The sequence below is a fragment of the Thalassotalea insulae genome (assembly GCF_030161395.1).
Classification (GTDB): Bacteria; Pseudomonadota; Gammaproteobacteria; order Enterobacterales; family Alteromonadaceae; genus Thalassotalea_E; species Thalassotalea_E insulae.
In genome coordinates this window covers 1,257,347-1,276,214 of record NZ_BSST01000001.1, presented here as the reverse complement: position 1 = coordinate 1,276,214, position 18,868 = coordinate 1,257,347, and the positions used below count along the sequence as shown (strand labels likewise).

The 18,868-nt window shown below is 41.1% G+C and carries 12 protein-coding genes; 3 read left to right on the top strand and 9 right to left on the bottom strand.

From position 1 onward, the window contains the following. Nucleotides 1-32: 32 nt before the first annotated feature. Nucleotides 33-1,583: an FG-GAP repeat domain-containing protein gene (locus QQK06_RS05865; protein WP_284243723.1), complete on the top strand. Its 1,551-nt coding sequence runs from the start codon at nucleotides 33-35 to the stop codon at nucleotides 1,581-1,583. Next, the gene (locus QQK06_RS05860) at nucleotides 1,580-3,475 is read left to right on the top strand and encodes a TonB-dependent receptor plug domain-containing protein (RefSeq protein ID WP_284243722.1); all 1,896 of its coding nucleotides are present in this window, start codon (nucleotides 1,580-1,582) and stop codon (nucleotides 3,473-3,475) included. The genes QQK06_RS05865 and QQK06_RS05860 overlap by 4 nt, the downstream gene beginning before the upstream one ends. Nucleotides 3,476-3,482: 7 nt before the next feature. Here the strand turns inward: QQK06_RS05860 and QQK06_RS05855 are convergent, their stop codons facing one another. The 4 genes from QQK06_RS05855 to QQK06_RS05840 all read right to left on the bottom strand — a co-directional run bounded on the left by QQK06_RS05855 (nucleotide 3,483) and on the right by QQK06_RS05840 (nucleotide 10,257). Then, complete coding sequence (locus QQK06_RS05855) at nucleotides 3,483-3,992, bottom strand: RDD family protein (protein ID WP_284243721.1); 510 nt, start codon at nucleotides 3,990-3,992, stop codon at nucleotides 3,483-3,485. 272 nt (nucleotides 3,993-4,264) lie between these two features. Beyond that, nucleotides 4,265-7,213 carry a TonB-dependent receptor gene (locus QQK06_RS05850; RefSeq protein ID WP_284243720.1) on the bottom strand — a complete coding sequence of 983 codons (2,949 nt, stop codon included), beginning with the start codon at nucleotides 7,211-7,213 and terminating at the stop codon, nucleotides 4,265-4,267. Nucleotides 7,214-7,582: 369 nt separating this feature from the next. Continuing rightward, on the bottom strand, nucleotides 7,583-8,911 hold the full coding sequence (locus QQK06_RS05845) for a glycoside-pentoside-hexuronide (GPH):cation symporter (protein ID WP_284243719.1): 1,329 nt from the start codon (nucleotides 8,909-8,911) through the stop codon (nucleotides 7,583-7,585). Nucleotides 8,912-8,928: 17 nt separating this feature from the next. Beyond that, nucleotides 8,929-10,257, bottom strand: a complete 1,329-nt coding sequence (locus QQK06_RS05840) for a GH1 family beta-glucosidase (protein WP_284246584.1) — start codon at nucleotides 10,255-10,257, stop codon at nucleotides 8,929-8,931. A 265-nt stretch (nucleotides 10,258-10,522) separates the two neighbouring features. On the opposite strand from QQK06_RS05840, the gene QQK06_RS05835 reads away from it, so the two are divergent. Continuing rightward, nucleotides 10,523-13,843, top strand: a complete 3,321-nt coding sequence (locus tag QQK06_RS05835) for an ATP-binding protein (RefSeq protein WP_284243718.1) — start codon at nucleotides 10,523-10,525, stop codon at nucleotides 13,841-13,843. Between the two features lie 9 nt (nucleotides 13,844-13,852). Here the strand turns inward: QQK06_RS05835 and QQK06_RS05830 are convergent, their stop codons facing one another. The 5 genes from QQK06_RS05830 to QQK06_RS05810 form a co-directional block, all read right to left on the bottom strand. Then, on the bottom strand, nucleotides 13,853-14,320 hold the full coding sequence (locus QQK06_RS05830) for a MarR family winged helix-turn-helix transcriptional regulator (protein ID WP_284243717.1): 468 nt from the start codon (nucleotides 14,318-14,320) through the stop codon (nucleotides 13,853-13,855). A 483-nt stretch (nucleotides 14,321-14,803) separates the two neighbouring features. Continuing rightward, entirely contained in the window at nucleotides 14,804-15,886 is a 1,083-nt protein-coding gene (locus tag QQK06_RS05825) for a phosphotransferase enzyme family protein (protein WP_284243716.1), read from the bottom strand. A gap of 35 nt (nucleotides 15,887-15,921) precedes the next feature. Continuing rightward, nucleotides 15,922-16,824, bottom strand: coding sequence for a sugar phosphate nucleotidyltransferase (locus QQK06_RS05820; protein WP_284243715.1), 903 nt, complete (start codon nucleotides 16,822-16,824; stop codon nucleotides 15,922-15,924). Nucleotides 16,825-16,854: 30 nt separating this feature from the next. Further along, nucleotides 16,855-18,159: a sensor histidine kinase gene (locus QQK06_RS05815; RefSeq protein WP_284243714.1), complete on the bottom strand. Its 1,305-nt coding sequence runs from the start codon at nucleotides 18,157-18,159 to the stop codon at nucleotides 16,855-16,857. A gap of 2 nt (nucleotides 18,160-18,161) precedes the next feature. Continuing rightward, nucleotides 18,162-18,863, bottom strand: a complete 702-nt coding sequence (locus tag QQK06_RS05810; RefSeq protein WP_284243713.1) for a response regulator transcription factor — start codon at nucleotides 18,861-18,863, stop codon at nucleotides 18,162-18,164. Nucleotides 18,864-18,868 lie beyond the last annotated feature (5 nt).

The window sequence follows — 18,868 nt, the reverse complement described above, 5'->3', positions numbered from 1 at the left end:
AGTTAATAATGGACGTATTTTGGGAAAATTAAATGAATAAAACTAATCTACTGCTAGGGGTATTTTGTCTAATGCTTATTGTTTGGAGTGGACAAAATTTTGCACAAACCACAAAAGACAATGCGCAATTAAATACCATTATCAGCAAAGTGAATCAATACTGTGGCGCTTGTCATAAAGTGCCGCCGCCAGATGTGATGCCAAAAGCGTTTTGGCCAAGAGCGGTAGATGCCATGGCGGGAATAGCTCAGCAACGCTTTGGTACGAAATTTATTCCAGATGATGCGATCAAAGATATTAAGGCATATTACTACGGCAGTGCGCCAGAAAAGTTGCCGGTCTTACCCGTTTTTCCTCCTAACCCGCATCAACAAGAAATAGCGGTTAATAGCATTGCCAATAAATCTAGCACGCCGTTAGTCGTTAATATTAATCAGGTAGATTTAGGGCTTAATGGTGCACATTTCTTAATTGCTGACGCACAAAATGATCAAGTGAGTTTGTTGCGACAGCAAGACCAGCAGTGGCAAGAACAAATCTTAACAAGTATTAAAGTGCCGAGTCATACCGAAGTGGTTGATTATGATCAAGATGGTGATAACGACATTATTATTGCTGCCTTAGGTCTAATACCACCTTCATCTGCACTGGCGGGTAAAATTGTATTGCTTCGGCAAAATGAATCAGGACAGTTTGCTCCTGAATTGTTATTAGATGATGTTGGCCGAATTACTGATGCCAGACCGGTAGATTTAGATAACGATGGTGACCTGGATCTCGCCGTGGCGGTATTTGGTGGCGGCAATATCGGTGAAGTGTCTTGGTTAGAAAACATAGGTAACGGAAAACACGTTAAACACGATATTATCAGTGCCAGCGGCGCGCTTAATGTTTCAATTGTCGATCTAAACAATGATGGCAACATGGACATTGTCAGCTTATTTGCTCAGGAATATGAAATGGTACTTGGCTTGGTTAATAAAGGTCAGGGTAAGTTTGAACAAGTAGCATTAGCTGAGGCGCCACATCCAATGTTTGGTTTTACCGGCATGAAAGTGGTTGATCTCGATGGTGATAACGACAGCGATTTGTTATTTACCAATGGTGATGCTAATGACCTTCATATGGATGCTAAGCCCTATCATGGCGTACAGTGGTTGGAAAACAAAGGCAAACTTGAGTTTCACTATCATGAAATAGGACGGTTTTATGGTGCAGCTTCTGCGGTGGCCGGTGATTTAGATAATGATGGCGATTTAGACGTAGTGGCGGGTAGTTGGAATAATTTTTGGCAAGATCCTAAGCGACAAAGCCTAATCTGGTATGAAAATGACGGCAAGCAGCAGTTTACCCGACATAACATTTCTAATCAGCCGCAAAGCATTGTGTCGTTTGAATTAACCGATGTTAGTGGTGATGGTAAGCTCGATATCGTTGCTGGCGTGTTTCGTATGGATTTATTGATTGCACAAATGATGGGAACCCCCAAAGACCAACAAGATCAAACGCTAAAAACCCGTATTGTGTTAATTGATAATCAACAATTATTATTTAAAATAACCACGAGAACATCTATTAGATGAAGTATGCGATCTCCCTAATGACGGCTTGCATTGTTACCGCACTGCCGGCGGTTGCTAATAGCACCCCTGAATTAAAAACGCACGACACTATCGAGCGTGTTACTGTACTTGGCACACATTTACTGAATGCTAATCATAGTCAATTGGCTAAAGTGGTTATAGATGAAGAGCAGATCGCGGCCTTAGCGGCTAACAGCGTTGCTGATGTGCTGAGAGGTTTACCTGGCGTTGATGTGTTTCAACAAGGTGGGGCAGGTGGCCTCACATTTTTATCGGTACGCGGTGGTGATCCTAACTTTGTTGTCGTGTTACTTGACGGCGTAAAAGTGAATGATCCAACCAATAGCCGCGGTGGCGCGTTTGATTTATCGACATTAGACCCCGCAACCATTGAAAAAATAGAGCTACTTTATGGTGGCTATTCTACCGTTTATGGTAGTGATGCTTTAGCGGGAGTGCTTAGTATTACCACTAAAAGTGCTAAGCAAGGTGATGTAGCCAATGCAAGTATCCATTTAGGCAGTGCAGGGCGTTATGGCGGTGCGGTTCACCTAGCTACTCGTGTCTCTGATTTAGTGGATTTAAGCGTAACTGGCAGTTTACAGCGTGATGATCAAAGCACGTTTGGCGATGATTTTAAGCGTCAGCAACTTGCACTAAAGCTAAATTCAGCTCATCAGGCACCATTTTTTTGGCAGCTGAATAGTCTTTATGCCGAAGGTAACTCTAAGGCCTTTCCAGAAGACAGTGGTGGTGAGCGACTTTCTGTTATTCGTCTTCCACAAGCAACCGAGTTTCAACAACAAAACAGTGCCTTAACTTTAGGTTATGCATTTACCGAACAATTAAGTGTTGAGCTAAAAGGAACTTTAACCGACAGAAGCGAACAAATTGACAGCCCTGCTATAGCGCCAGGAGTGATTGATGGTGTTCCAGAATTACAAACCGACAGTGATTACCAGCGAAGTGATATTACTTTGCTTTCACGTTATCGCTTGTCTGAAAATATTAATTTCGCCCTTGGCGTTAGTTATGCCGATGAGCAAGGTGGTATGCAAAGCCTGATTAATTTTGGTGTTTGGCTGCCTGCCGATTATCGTTTAAATAGACGAACAAAAGCGCTATTTGCTGAAACTGAAATGGCGTTTGAGCAGTTAACTTTGATGGCGGGCGTACGTTATGATGACAGTGAAGCTTTAAGCATCAATACTCATCGAGTTTTAGCGCAATATCAGCTAAGCAGCGACACTAAGCTATCAGCTCATTATAGTGAGGGGTTTAAACTACCGAGCTTTTTTGCCTTAGGTCATCCGTTTGTTGGTAATAACGCATTACTGCCAGAGCGTAGTAAAAATTATGATCTCAGTGCTGAAAGGTATTTTCCAGAGCAGCGAATTACCTTAACGGCAAGTGTCTTTCACAATCGCTTTACTGATTTAGTCGATTTTGACCCAGAAGCCTTTACTAATATTAATCGCTCACAAGTGGACGCGAAAGGTATTGAGTTAATGGGGCAATATCAGGTTAATTCACAGCTGTTTGTTTCTGGGCAAGCGAGTTATAACGATACGGGGTTAAAGGATAATGAGGCTAAATTAAGAAGACGACCTAAGCTTAAAGCTGGCGTTGCTATTCAGTATCAAGTGCTAGCACAACTTAGTGTTACTGCTCGTCTAACGGCAAATGGTCAATACTACGATAGTGCAATTCCCACCGGTATGGTTAAAATGGACAGCCATTATCTTTTAGATTTATCAACCGCTTGGCAAATTCAGCCTAAATTACAAGTCAGGCTAAATATTGCTAATGCCTTAGATGATAATACTGAAATGGCGGTAGGTTTTAAAAACTATGGCCGTAACCTTAGTTTAAGCGTCTCTTATCAGCTATAAGTACAGCTTAGAGGCGCGTAACCACTGAACCGGCAATAAAATCGTGAACAGCCCTTCTTTTGTTGTTAGTTAACATAGTTATGAACTCAATCATAAACCAAGCAAATTGTATCCAAACGAGGACTTGGAATGTTTGACTTACCTCTGTTGCTAAAAATGGATTGATACCATTTAAAATAGGGCCAGCTTCAGTAAAAATAATTAGAATAGAAGCTCCTATAACGACACTATCCCGATATAGTGCTCTTTCATAAGTAAGCGGCGATCCATCTATTTTTGACACTTTAATTTTTAGCAGCATTTTACCAATAGTTTGACCAAACTTACCGTGCATGTAGACCGTATAAAAGTAATAACTCAATGAATAAATAAGTGCGTAATAGATAAAATTAATTACACCATTTAGTTCCAAACTAAATAGCCAATGGCTAAAAGAAGTCATTGGCATAAAAATTATTCCATCGATTAATCCTGCCCAAAATCTAGGCCAAAACGTTTTATATTTGTGCTCAACCATGAGTGCTTCTAACCGTATCTTATGTAGACGTCTCAGTAATGTCCACCCATTTATGCCTCTTTAAATTGCTAGTAAAACCATAAATTTCAATTTGTTAGCTGAGGTTAAATGCGCTTTAATTATTTAAATGAAGATATCACCGTGAATTTTCAGCAATTATTATGAACTGAATGGGAATAAATACAATTGGTTATGGTGGTTGGTGATATGTTTTAGGTGAAAAAAAGCCGCTGGGGGATAGCGGCTTTATACTTGGGATTAACTTCGTTTAATTAGAACACATAACGTGCACCAATGTTGAAGCGAGCACCGTACTGATTGGCACGCAATAACTGTTCGCTATAACGAACGTAAGTACGTTGTGTTTCTTCTGTTAAGTTCAGAGCTTCAGCAAAAACCGTAAAGTTTTCGGTAACTGAGTAACTAACATTGGCATCAACTTGTGAATATTCCTCGGTATAAACCGGTGAACCATATTGGTCAAAACCTGAAAGGAATTCATCACGCCAGTTATATGAAATACGTGCAGAAAGTTGTTCGTTTTCATAAAATACTGAGAAGTTAGCTGAATCGCTCATACCTGGTAAAGCAAATTCTTGCTCTAATAGGTCACGGTCGGCTTCAATATCACCACTAACGAAAGTAGCGTTAACCATTACACCAAAACCGGTATCGGCGAATAAGTGTTGAGCTGCTAATTCCCAACCATGTAAGTTGGCTGACTCACCGTTTGCTCGGCTGACTTTTTCAAACTCAGCTAATGGATCATCGCTGTTCGGGAAAATATCCGTACCTTCGATACCTTCGTTTAGTTTGATGCGCTCATAAATATTAGTGAAGCTTAACGGTAAACCCTCTGCTTCTAGATCAGCTCTTGCCTGATCAGCTCTTGGACCGCTAAATACGTCACGAATACCTTCAACTGTTACTGTTTCAAATGAGTCAACCAGGAAGTTATCAACGACTTTCTTAAAGTAACCTACAGACGCATAGCTGCCTTCGCCGTAATAATATTCGACTGAGAAATCGAAGTTATCAGCAAGGTACGGCTCTAAGCCCGGGTTACCTGAGATAATTTGGCGAGTACCAATTTTACCACCAGCAAAATCACGAGTCGAACGCATGTCACCAATACCAGGACGGGTTAATGAACGCGAATATGAAGCACGAGCGATAATGTCGTCAGTAATTTCCAAATCGGCATCTAAGCTAGGTAAGAACTGTTTTAATGTCGCTTTACCTGGCTCTGAGTATGTTTGCTCACCAGTTACGTACTGGAATTCATTACCACCGATCCATTTAATATCTGTCACAGGGGTCTCTAAACCAACAGATGTAACCTTGGTTTCTTCGTAGCGAAGACCAGCTACCAAGTTAAATGGCATACCGTTGAATTCATCAGAGAAAGTAAATTGTGCATAAATAGAATTTACAACTTCTTTCACCCTTGCATCTGAGTCGATGCTACCAGCACCCATAGTACCATTTAATTCTTCCGGCCAAGCGTCACGGAAACAACAAGATAACCAGGTATCGCTGGCATCAATTTGATTGACATGAGTCACTAAGTCATCAAATGGCTGCGTCCAGAAATATCCAGGGCCTATATCACCGCTATTGCTGAAATCACTTAATAAGCCACTGGTTGATTCTAATTGCCATGCATCATCTGGCCAGTAACGAGCAGAACCAAGCCACCAGCCAAGAGCTAGGAAGCCGTCGGTAAATGCGTTGGTACTTCTGTATTTCTGTTCAGTACGTGAGAAACCAAAATCAATACTGCTTAAGGCACCGTCACCGTCATTTAACCACTCACCTTGAAATTGAAATTGAGTCATTTCATTTTCAGAATAGCCTTGGCTAACACCAGCAAATAGTGAACCTAGGTCGCCAGGTAAAATTTCAGTTGTTGGGTTACCGGCACCGTCAACTAAATCAAATTCAAAATAAGGTACGCCACCTGCCGGGTAATAGGCGGTTTTCTCTGTCATGGCAGCAGTGTTTGGACCAACACCTTCACCTTCACACCATAAACAACCCGTGTTACCTGTAATAATGAAGGCATTGTTGCCTAAACCTTTACCTTGACCAACGGCAGAAGAGTCATGCGCATCGAAGGTAAATAACAGGTTGTCAGATGCTTGCCATTGAATGTTTAAACCTAGCGATTTATTCTCATTTTCAAATTGATTGCGGCCAACATTGTTTGCATAGTCGGTGGTGTCCTGCTCAACAACGCGAGTCCAGGTACCATTTTCGTTGATATCACCACCTAAGATGTTGCCATGGTTAAACCAAACACCAAATGAGTTGTAATCACCTTTAAATTCAACTTTTGAATAGGTGTAATCAACTTTAGCTTTAACTTTATCGTTTGGTTCATACTCAACAACCAATTGGGCATTAGTACGCTGACGTGAATTATCATTAATGGCATAACCAGCATTTTGAGGATACCAAGTAGTACCATCTGCGCGCTGGTTATTGTTAGTAACGTTCGTGGTAGTTGCTTCAATCGGATACCATGAATCAACAGCAGCGCTTTCTTCTCTGTTATCTCGGTCTTGATAAGAAGCTGATACTAGTACACCTAATTTGTTATCAGCGAAAGTATTGGTGAACAAACCTGAGATTTCAGGAGTAAACTTAGAACCTACATCTTCTACCGAAGTTTCATGAACGGCTTTGCCACTGATCACGGCTTTAAAGCCAGGATCACTTAATGGACGAGCGGTCATCATGTTTACCGTAGCACCAATACCACCTGTAGGTAAGTTAGCCTTGGCGGTTTTGTATACCTCAACAGCGCTAACAGCGTCGGTAGCTATATTGTTAAAGTCAAACGCACGACCACCGATAGTCGGCATTTGGCGGCCATTAAGGGTAACCATGTTAAATTCTGGTCCCATACCACGAACGGTAATTCTCGCACCTTCACCATTACTACGGTCGATAGAAACACCAGTAATACGTTGTAATGATTCTGCTAAGTTGCCGTCAGGGAATTTACCTATGTCTTCAGCGGTAATTGCATCAACCACGCCGTTAGCATTACGCTTAATATCGACGGATTTGACTAGACTACTACGAATACCTGTAACTTCGATTACTTCAACTTCTTTGTTAGTCTCTTCAGCGTAGACAGGTGTTAATGTACTAGCGCCTAATATCAAAGTGATAGCAGTTGCTATTCGACTTTTGTTTAAATTTAATTGCTTCATTGTTCTCCCCTAGACATGAGCATAGTTCACATATTTTCTGGAAGCGCTTCCATTGTACGGCAAAAAAAATATATTTATGTTTTGGAAGCGCTTCCATAAATTATGACAGAAGTGCGTCGAGGTCAATGAAAAAATTGTATTTTTATTGAACTTTATTAGAGCTTTTACTCTGATGTGGTTTGTTTAATTAAGTGGGATATAGTGATTGAGTAAAAACTAACTTACTGAATTAGTGGGTAAAACTTGGGGTAGTTGTTGGCTTGGAGCAAGGGAGGAAAGTTATTGCGACTAACAGTGGAAGATAATAGTTAGTCGTAATAAAAAGACATGCTCAAAATAGAATGCCGTTGAATTGATAATAGCTATTTACTATTTAACGATTGGATTTAACTCAAGATGAATTTTATCTATTAATTGATTATCGAGTTTGTACCAGCGCATGGTAAAGGCGACTAAAAATGAACCAATTGCAGGAAGTAAGGTGAAAGAGAGTAATATTCCGTGTTGGGTATTTGCTGTTTGCTCCATATCTGCCTGATAACCGTAATAGGCCAGTAACCAGCCGGCAAGTGCGCCACCAATAGCGACTCCCATTTTAATAAAAAAGACCACAGCAGAATAAATCATTCCGGTAATGCGGACGCCTGTTTTCCAATGGCCGTAATCGATAGTATCGGCCATTTTAGCCCACAGTAATGGCGTTGCCATTTGCAGGAAAAAATTCCAACAAAAGAATAGTACAAATGCCAGAGTAATTTGCTCTGGACCGACAAAGTAACTGATAACGCAAATAAAAGCAGCAATAGTTTGCAGGGCAATATAGGCTTTTATTTTACATACACGTTTGGCAAGCGGCTGTGAAACAGCGCAACCAAGAATACTACCTATCATGCCTAAGGTCATAAAAGCGGTGATCAATTGTGCCTGTCCAAGGTAGTATTTAACGTAATAAACAGCTAACGTGCCGCGCAGTACTTGACCACTAAGCAATAATAAACCGGCAATACAAAGAATACGCCACTGATCATTTTGCCACAATGCCTTGAGATCTTTGGCAAATGAAGACTGCTGCTCTTTTGGTGGCGTTACTCGCTCTTTGGTGCCAAGAAAGCATAATAGAAATAAGGTCACGCCAAAAATGCTCATCAGTAACATCGCATTTTGGTAACCAAGCGCCTTATCGCCTTCTCCTAACCAATCAACTAATGGCATAGTACCTGAGGCGACGATTAGCCCGCCTAGCATGCCAAAAACGAATCGGTATGATTGCACTGAGACCCGCTCTTTCGGCTCTGAAGTTAGTACTCCGCCAAGAGCTGAGTAGGGAATATTAATTGCAGTATAGGCAATCATTAGCAAGGTATAAGAGACAAAGGCATAGATCAGTTTACCATTATCACTGAGGTTAAATTTAGTGAATGCCAGCACGCTGATTATACCAAAAGGCAATGCTAGCCATAACAGATAAGGACGAAACTGCCCCCAGCGGGTGTGAGTTCGGTCGGCGAGGGCGCCCATTAAAGGGTCGGTAACTGCATCAAAGATACGGACTACTAAGAATAATGTACCGACAACAGCCGGAGAGAGACCAACGACATCGGTATAGTAAATCAGTAAAAACATCATCACGGTTTGAAAAATGATGTTGCTGGCGGTATCACCTAAGCCATATGCGATTTTCTCTTTGATACTAAGCATACTGTTCTCTTATTGTCTTAACGGTCTTTACTTAACTGACTAAACGCATGACCACTGGCTTTTACTGTGCGCTGCTGCGTGAGGTAGTCGACATAAACAATGCCAAATCGCTTTAAGTAACCTTCTGCCCATTCAAAATTATCCATCAGACTCCAGGCAAAGTAACCTTTAATATCAACGCCAGCGTTAATAGCCTGGTCAACCGCCAGTAAATGCGACTGATAATAGGCGATGCGCTCAACGTCATTAACGTTACCATCAATTATAGTATCTTTCATCGCTGCGCCATTTTCAGTAATGTAAACCGGTGGCAGCTTATAGTGCTGATTGAGTGATATGAGTAAATCTGTTAAACCTTGCGGGTAAATTTCCCAGCCCATATCGGTCAGAGGTGCATCTGCCGGTTTTACTTCACGATAAATGTCTACATCATCTGCCTGATATAGCGCTCTACTGTAATAATTGATACCGAGAAAATCGATAGCTTGTGAAATTATCGCTAAATCATCGGCGAAAATTTCCGGCTGATGAGCGGCTGGGAGTTGCGCTAATATCTCTGGATATTGGCCATCGATAATTGGTTTTATATACCACTGATTGAGGTAATCATCGGCAAATTTGGCTGCTGCTATATCTGATTCACTATCGGTAGCAGGGTAGGCAGGCGTGAAATTAAGCACTATACCATTAAGGGTTTTTGGGCTGTGCTTATTCAATACCTGCATCGCTAAACCGTGCGCCAGTAATAAATGGTGTGCGGCTTTTCTGCCGTATTTTTTCCCTTTAATACCTGGAGCATGTATGCCAAGTTCATATCCTAGGTAGGCACTACAAAATGGTTCATTAAGTGTCGCATATGAATAAACCCTGTCGCCAAATGCGTTAACGACTTGTTCAGTATAATGCTGAAATTGATAAGCGGTTTCACGGTTGAGCCAACCGCCGTTATCTTCCAAATATTGTGGCAAATCCCAATGATAAAGGGTGATAAAAACTTTAATGTTATATTGGTTAAGTAAGTCCAGTAGTTGAAGATAAAACTGAATACCAGACTGATTGACAGTGCCATCTTGATTGATCACCCGACCCCAAGACACCGAAAGTCGGTAAGCATCGACATTGAGCGCTTTGATCATTTCGATATCTTGTTGCCATAAATGAAAATGATCACAGGCTATCGCACCGTTTGAATTGTCGGCTATCGTGTCTGGTTTCTCGCAAAATGTATCCCAGATGCAAGGCAATCGTTGTTCAATCCCTCCTTCGATCTGGAATGCCGCCGTAGCGACACCATAAGTGAAGTCCTTAGATTTCATGCGAGATTCATGTGGTAAAGTCAGTTTCATTTTTGTCATTAATTTCTCGGGTTTGTTGGAAGCGCTTTCATGAAAGCGCTTCCAAATTTAGCTGTGTTTAAAAAAAATAGCAAGGGTTTTATCTGCGATTTAATTGATTTGCTATGGTCAAGGCTGTTAGTTATTGATTCATTTTGTCGGGGGCGTCATTAGTTTTTTGGCGAGCAGTTAATTCTTGTAAACATTTGTGAGACTTGTATCGCAGACATGATTTTTCTCTTGATTCGGTATATCATCAACGGCAACTAAGATAATAATGACTGGACTTGGAATTTCTGTGGTATTTAAATTTTCAGGGGAAAATCAGCTAGTAGCCACTTACAAACTTTCTATCATTGGCGTATTTGTCGCGATTATGTTGGTGGCTTTATTAATATCCAGTTATCGCTATCACAAAGAGCTAGTACTTTTTGAGCAACAGGAGTTAAGCCAGCTAGCAACAAAAGCGAAAAAGATCGATGATGAGTTGTTAACCGCGGTGCAATCTCTGGAAGCGATTAAACGCTTTGCCGATCATAGTCTAACGTTCCCGCAAGAACTCGCATCAGTACCGGTATTAAGACAGGACGATAACAAGTTTTATTTAAATAAGGCCCGTTCTGATGTTCATGGCCATCGTCAGCATTTTAGTACTCACATTAGCGGTATTGGCCATATTGATGAATTTACACGTGAGATTAAAGACGAACTGGCAATGGCTTATATGCTGAGCCCGGCATTTACCACAGCGAAAAATAGCGTCGCAGTAGCAAGCAGGTTTTCATATTTGTCGTTACAACGGTTTATTAGTGTATATCCGTGGATTGGCAGGAAAAACTGGCAGTATCGGGATAGTTTAATTAATGATGGCTATTTTGAGCAGGTCCGCGCTTCTTCTCCTCACATATTTACGCCAGTTTGGTCGCAGCCACATGTCAGCCAAAATAGTAACAGTTTATCTATTCGCCTGATGGTCGGGGTATTTCGTCTGCAGGCACTGACCGGAGCAATCATGTTTGATATCAACCTTGCTCGATTAAGACAACTGATGCTCAGAGAAAACAATGATGACTTTAATTATCTTTTGATTAATAAAGCTGATCAGTTATTAGTACAGTTAAATGCTAATCAGCAAAGCTCAACTAACGCTGACCGTTGGCAGTCTGTGCTACCAACTAAGTTAAGACAGTTAAGCTACGAAGCGCTTGATATTCGCGAGCCATCGTTTAAATATCGCCCGGAATTAACCCAAAGTGATAGCTGGTTAATACAACGACATAAATTATCGGCGAATGATTGGATGCTGGTAAAATATAAGCCTTATGAGCATTTTTCTGCGCCGATATTTCAGCGTTTTACCTGGGTCTTTATCGGACTTTTCTTTGGTCAGTTGGCGTTGCTCATTGTGGTTTATTTAGTGACTTATAAAACCTTTATTAAACCAACTCAAAGCTTTATCAGCCATATTTCACACAGTGCGAAAGGGGATCATGGCAAAATTGTCCCGCCGAAGGGATGGCAACACTGGTTTGATATTGTTGGTGATATATTTAGTCAAAACAGAAGTTTATTACAGCAATTAAAAGATCAGAATAATGTCCTAGATATGCGGGTACATGAAAAAACTCAGGCATTAATGGAAAAGAGTCAGCAGCATCAGCATGATTACGCCATTTTACGTTCTGTGATGGATGCGATCCCTGATTATCTGATTTTTAATGATACCAATGGTCGGGTTATCGGCTGTAATCTGGCGTTCGAACAATATCTCAAACAAGCTGAAAATGAAATTTTAGGACGTGATGTAGAAACGCTTATCGGTAGTGAACTTGGTCGGGCACTGGCAGGTTGTACGCAGGAACAGCAGGCGAAAAAAAGTCATTGCGGTGTTTTTCAAGTAGTGGAAACATTGGAAAATACTTATGAGCTATTTTGCTCCGAATTTTATGACCAACAAAACCATGTGCTAGGCTCTATTATTGTTATTCGTGATGTTACTAAGCAGCATGCAGCAAATGCTGCATTAGCGAGTGCTAAAGAACAAGCTGAATTAGCAAACCAAGCGAAAAGTCAGTTTTTAGCGAATATGAGCCATGAGATCAGAACACCGATTAATGCCATTCAGGGCATGCAATCATTGCTTAAACAAACCGTGCTAACTACCCAGCAAACACAACATTTAACTCATGCTCAGGATGCGGCAGAAGTATTGTTGCATTTGGTGGATGAATTACTTGATTTTGCCAAAATTGAATCTGGCAATATGACCATTTTTAAGAAAGATTGTTATTTAGATACGATTGTTAATCAAGCGGTCAGACTCAATATAGCTAATATCGATTCGAATAAAGTGACACTTGAGGTCAAGATAGCACCTGATGTGCCAAGCCTGGTTTACACTGATGAAATGCGTATGGTGCAGGTATTGAGTAACTTGCTTAATAATGCGACTAAATTTACTCATAGCGGCAAAATAGCGATAGTACTGGAAGTGATTGCTGATAGTGGCCAGGATGTGCTTGTGCGTTTTGCTGTTGAAGATACCGGTATCGGCATTGAGAAAAATAAACAGGCACATTTATTTAAGGCGTTTGCTCAGGCCGATGAGTCGATGACAAGAGAATACGGAGGCTCTGGTTTAGGACTATCGATTTGTCAGCGTATCGTCAATATATTAGGTGGAGAAATAAAATTAACCAGTGAATTTGGTCAAGGTGCCAAGTTTAGTTTTGTCTTGCCGTTAACGGCAAAAAAATCAGACATTCCGTTTTATCCTGTCTCTCAGGTTAATGTTTATACCTTGGCATACCAATTTACGCCTGATTTTTATTGTTTACTGCAGGCTTATGGTTATCAATATAAGCAATTAGACCGTTTGGCTGACATAGACAATATCGAGCAGCAAGCAATTAACATGCTGTTTTTAACGGTGGACGAGATCAATGAATCGGTTTGTCAGCTGCTGGAGCGCCAATTTTCCAGTTGTGCTAAACAATCGCAGCAAGCGATAGTGGTTGTTTATCAAGAGCAACACAATAGTGAGGAAAACACTAAATATCAATTGCTTGAGCGCTATCAAATTTCATATGTTATTTGCCTTGCTCCGCTTTACCGTTATGGTCTCTTTACCGTGCTGCAAGCGTTGGCTAACAACAATGTGCCAGAGGCTGAAACGGAAGCGTTAACTCCCGCCGTTGTTAACAATAATGGTGAATCGAAAGGAAATTTAAGCGGAACTTCTGTGCTACTGGTGGAAGATAACTTGGTGAACCAATTGGTTGCCAAAGAATTACTCAAAGCAATGAAGGCTGAGGTGACTATTGCCGAAAATGGCCAGCAAGCACTGGATAAACTGGATAATCAGCATTTTGATGTTGTGCTGATGGATATTCAAATGCCGGTGATGGATGGCTTAACTGCGTGTCGGCTTATTCGTCAACAAGCACAGTTTAAGCATTTACCTATTATTGCCATGACAGCCCATGCTCGTCAGGAAGATAAAGAGAGTAGCTTTGCCGCCGGAATGAATCTACATATTGCTAAACCAGTAAAAGCAGAAGTGCTGTTAACTAGTATCCAATCACTTATCAGCGCTTAGCATGAAGAACTATTGTGTGATACTAGACGCTTTTGCTTGTAGTTTTGCCATCATTTGATTTAGCGCTTGTTGTTCATCAGGTGTCAGCACAGATAACAGTTGAGTTTCCCTTTCTAATACCAAAGGTTCTAGCTGTTGATAAAGTTGTTGTCCTTTAACTGAAAGCTCAAGCAAAAAAGAGCGCTTATCGCTCGTATTTTCGATTCGTTTGAGTAATTGTTTACTGAGCATACGCTGTATCGCTCTGCTTGCCGACATTTTATCTAAATTTACTTCACTGCCTATTTGTTTTGCGGTTTGTGGCGCGCGATCTGCCAAGGTTGCCAGTACTCGCCACTCCTGACGACTGAGATTAAATTTACCGGTATAAATTTGCGCGATGCTTTCACTGATACTGGCTTGCAATTTGGTGAGCTGATAAGGAAAAAAATGTGAGAGTGTCAATGTTGGCTTGCTGGTCATAGTAATTGCTGTCAATGGACTATCGCCTGATTATAACGAGATGGACAGGGGAAGTAACTTAAATTTATTGAAAAGAGAAAGGTGCAAGCCTAGGGGAGAACTAGGCTTGCGGGTATACATTCGTCATTAATATCAATTCTTATTAGCGCACCAACACCCCTGTAACTGCACCGAGGTAATATTAATAAACGAATAGTCTCAGAGGTCTGCCGAGACCAAGCTAAGGTTAGCAAACTTAAGTGCAAAGAAAAGCTTATCTGTATAATTAATATTGCATTTGCACTAATATTTTAGCTGTTTTTGTAAAAAATATGTTACATAAATAGCTTCGGCTGCTAATGATTGCTTTTGCTTTGAAATTAATCCGCTTAAAAAGTTGTGTTTCGAACGAATTTTTATGATAGCGCTGTCAATAACGAATGTCTTACTCGCTATTATTATTTAGTTAATTAGTAATATGTATAAAGATAAGTCAGAGCAATGCGTGTTTAACAGCCCCTAGAGCTTTTTTACTATTTTGCTGAGCTGTGGCTCTATATCATGCAATAACTTGAAAAAGTGTAGCTGGTTTTTCGCTCGTTGTAAGTTGTGCAGTGGGTGGGCTGTGTGAAAATAATGATCCCCTTCAATAAAATCCGTGAGAAAGCGGATTCCTATCATAAAGGGTAATAGTTGCGCACCTGTGATGAGACTTTGTTGCTCTAGTGAATTCATCGTTCCGGCAAGGCTATCGACGTAACCTTGGGCTAAGGCGGTAAATATATCTAGACGTACCGTCATCTTCGCTAAATCAGTACCATCTTCTGGCAAGTTGCAGCAACAGGTTCTGACCATATCGCCAAAGTCATGCATAACAAATCCCGGCATACAGGTATCGAGATCGATAACAGCAATTGGTGCATTAGTCTCACTGCTAAAGAGCAAGTTATTAATTTTAGTATCATTATGTGTAACTTGTAGCGGCAATACTTGTTCAAGTTCTGCGATATGCTTAATAAAAGTCTGTTGAGAAAAACAGAAATCAACTAAAGACTGGCACTGGGATAATCGTCCTTTGGCATCCTCTGAAACGGCTGTCTGTAACTGAGCTAATCTAAAATCCAGATGATGAAACTGAGGTATTATTTCGGTTAGTTTATCGGCAGGAAAGTCGCTAAGAGCGGCAGTAAATTGGCCAAATGCTTGGGCCACTTGATACGCCTGTTTTGCGTTTGCTACCGTTTCAAGTGTATAACAATTGGGAATAAACTGAATTGCACGCCAAGTGTTTTCCCCTTCGGTTACTTGAACGCGGCCGTCGTTGGTATTAAGTTGCCAAATTGGTTCTAATGGGTAGAGTGCTTGCGCCTTTTTTTGCTGTAAGTGCTGATTGATCAGTTCAGCATTGGCAATGACATCCGCCGGTTGTTTAAAGACATGATGATTGATGCGCTGTAAAACAAAGTTAAAATCTTCGCTACGTACTAGATAGGTGCAGTTAATTAACCCATTTCCCAATGGGGCAATTTTACTATTGCTCAGTGAGTAATTATAAAATGCCAACACTTTGTTGATCTGCTGTGGATCAATGACTTTACTCATGGGGAAAACGTCCATCACTTATCTTGATTACCGAATTATTTAGATAAGGAAGGGAATCGTCCTTTATCTATCAGCGCCGTTAATGCCTGGTTAACCGACAATGAATCGGCCGCATATGTTACGCCAAACCATTGATCATGTGAAGTTAAAACATCAACCTCTGCAGATTGCTCAATTAATTTCATGACGGCATCAGGTAAATAACATTCCGTTGTATCAGTGGACGGTGCACTAAATGTTTCTGCCAGTAGTTTTGCTAAAACCGGAAAAATCTGCAGATTAAAACACCAGAAATTCATCGAAATAAGCGCGTTTTCATTTAAGCTTAGTGTTTGCTGCTTAGCATTCGTACCGATTAATTTTCGCTCAGCTTGATAGTGAATATTTTCAATTTCACTAATGGCGATTAATTTGTGTTCGGCTGAAAGCTGACATAAACCGCGGTTGACGCCACCGTGTTTGGATAAGGTTTGTTTAAGCAAGTAGGCAACTAAAGATGCATTATTAGGCAAGCCATGTTGTTGTACTAACTGAAATGCCTGCTCACCATAATAATCGTCTGCGTTAATTACGGCAAAGTTGCCCTTAATGGACTTTCTTGCGCACCATAACGCATGGGCAGTACCCAATGGTTTAGTACGAGTGCTTGCTAGGTGGCAGCCTGTCGGCAGGTCATGACTATCCTGATAAACAATGTCATAGCTGACAGAGTGTGGCAATGATGAGAGCACTTGTTGCTTCAGTATTTGATTGTGCTTTGGCTGGCTAATAAATACTAGGTGGGTAAAACCATGGTCAATGGCGTGGCAGATGTTGTATTCCATTAAGGTTTTTTCACAGCGGCCAAATAGGGCAAACTGTTTGGCACCACCAAAACGCGAGCCTTGACCTGCGGCAAGGATCACTAAAGTTTTAATGCTAGTCTGATTTGTCTTCACGATTAAATCTTTGCATGTCAGTATTTATTCTTAAGCTTTTTTCGGTAAAATGATATGAAAACAAGCACCTGATAGCTGTTTCGCATGCTCGGCGTAGATCGCGCCTTGATGCCAATGGATCACTTTCTGGCATATAGCTAGACCTAGACCAAAATGTCCTTGCTCACGAGAACGAGCGCTATCAAGCTTAACAAAAGGGTCAAACACAACCGCAAGCTTGTCATCAGCAATCCCAGTACCGTCGTCTTCGACCCAGAGTTCAATCGTTCTACCGGTTTGTGTTAGGCGGATCTGTACCTGGCTATTAGCGTATTGAATGGCATTACTGACCAAATTTTGCAACGCCTGATAGAACCAGTGACTGTCCAACAGATAATCTGGGCATTGGGCCAATGACTGAAAATTTAATTCCACCTGATGCTGTTGAGCTAACGGCTGAAAATCCTGACAGAATTTACTAATGAACGAGTTGAGATCGACTGATTTTAGCTTTAAATTAACCCCTTGTCGTTCCATGCCAGCATAGGATAAAAACGCGCTGGTCATTTCTTCCATTCGGGTCAGTTCAGCTTCCATACGAGTTAGGTAGTTATTTTTTTTCTCCAGATCGTTACTCTCTAATGCTGCTTCGACGCCAAAGCGTAAACAGGACATCGGTGTGCGGATATCGTGAGATAGGCTGCGTGCTAGCAGTTTATTATCTGCCATTAACTTTTCAATTTGCGCTGCCATATGATTAAAACTTTTTTCTAAGGGATGAATATAGGAAAACTTATTTAACGGTACCCTGACATTCACTTCTCCTTTACCTATTTTTGCTGCGGCAGTGGTTAACATATATAACCGTCTTGCTAGTGGAAATAGCCAAAGCATTAAAATGGCACAAACGCCAATATATAAAATGGTAGTGAGCAGCAAGTTACGCTGATGATCTTCTTCTGGTATTGGCGGCAATTCCAGCCGGATCAAATAATTTTGATGAGTACTGAGTTTTCTCAGTAAGTAGGCTTGTTCATTACTGGCGAGTAATAAGCCGCCTTGTACTGAAAGGTATTGACTTAATGAGTTTGGCAGCGCGATATTGGTGCTGTCTTCTAATGTTAATTTGACCTGATAATTTGCAGCGAGTTCAGCGGCTTGCTTAGCTAGCAGGTTTTCTGGTGCGGCATTAAGCTGTTGACCAAAGCCTTCAACCAGCTTTTTATAGGCGATAATTTCTGCGCTTTCTTCTATGTCTATATCACTGTCACTGACCACTAATTTATCTAATCCCCAGCCGATCAAAAACAATGATCCCAGCACCGCAATAATTATACTAATAAATAGTCGGGTCACCGTTATTCATTCCAGGCATCGGCAACGAATAAATAGCCTTTACCCCAGACAGTTTTGAATTTTTTCGGACTTTGGGGATCGTCGTTAAAAATTTTACGTAAGGTCGATAACATCACGTCAAAACGGCGATCTTGTCCGTCGTATTCTCGATTTTTCAGTGCTTTAAATACCGTATCTCGGTCGACGACTTCGCCAGGATGGCTGGCGAGAAACCATAAGAATGCGAATAAACTGGTGGACAGTTCGATTTCTTTGCCCTGATAAGTGACGCGATTAGCTTCACCATTAATGAGCAAGCTACCTAACTTGATTTCATTGGATTTTTGCTCAGTTGCCGGTTGATTTTTTAAAGCGCTATTAATGCGAGCCAATAAAGCTCTGGGTCTGACTGGTTTGATAACATAATCATTAGCGCCGGCTTCTAGGCCTATGACTTCATCAAATTCGTCGGCGCGAGCCGTTAGCATAATGATAGGTAAATTAGCATCTTGACGGATCAAGCGACACACTTCGATGCCGTTGAGACCAGGTAGCATCACGTCTAGCAATACCAGTGCTGGATCAAAGCTCGTCAATTTCTCTATCACTAAATCGCCGCGAGCAACGTGTTCAACTAGAAAGTTTTGCTCTTGTAAGTATTCAATTACCCAGTCCGCCAGTGTTAAGTCATCTTCAACCAATAAAATACGGTGTTGCTCATTCATGTTAT

What these genes read in the sequence shown, in the direction of transcription:
- QQK06_RS05865 (WP_284243723.1), top strand. Translation starts at nt 33, where the DNA reads ATGAATAAAACTAATCTACTGCTAGGGGTATTTTGTCTAATGCTTATT.
- QQK06_RS05860 (WP_284243722.1), top strand. Translation starts at nt 1,580, where the DNA reads ATGAAGTATGCGATCTCCCTAATGACGGCTTGCATTGTTACCGCACTG.
- QQK06_RS05855 (WP_284243721.1), bottom strand. Translation starts at nt 3,992, where the DNA reads ATGGTTGAGCACAAATATAAAACGTTTTGGCCTAGATTTTGGGCAGGA.
- QQK06_RS05850 (WP_284243720.1), bottom strand. Translation starts at nt 7,213, where the DNA reads ATGAAGCAATTAAATTTAAACAAAAGTCGAATAGCAACTGCTATCACT.
- QQK06_RS05845 (WP_284243719.1), bottom strand. Translation starts at nt 8,911, where the DNA reads ATGCTTAGTATCAAAGAGAAAATCGCATATGGCTTAGGTGATACCGCC.
- QQK06_RS05840 (WP_284246584.1), bottom strand. Translation starts at nt 10,257, where the DNA reads ATGAAACTGACTTTACCACATGAATCTCGCATGAAATCTAAGGACTTC.
- QQK06_RS05835 (WP_284243718.1), top strand. Translation starts at nt 10,523, where the DNA reads ATGACTGGACTTGGAATTTCTGTGGTATTTAAATTTTCAGGGGAAAAT.
- QQK06_RS05825 (WP_284243716.1), bottom strand. Translation starts at nt 15,886, where the DNA reads ATGAGTAAAGTCATTGATCCACAGCAGATCAACAAAGTGTTGGCATTT.
- QQK06_RS05810 (WP_284243713.1), bottom strand. Translation starts at nt 18,863, where the DNA reads ATGAATGAGCAACACCGTATTTTATTGGTTGAAGATGACTTAACACTG.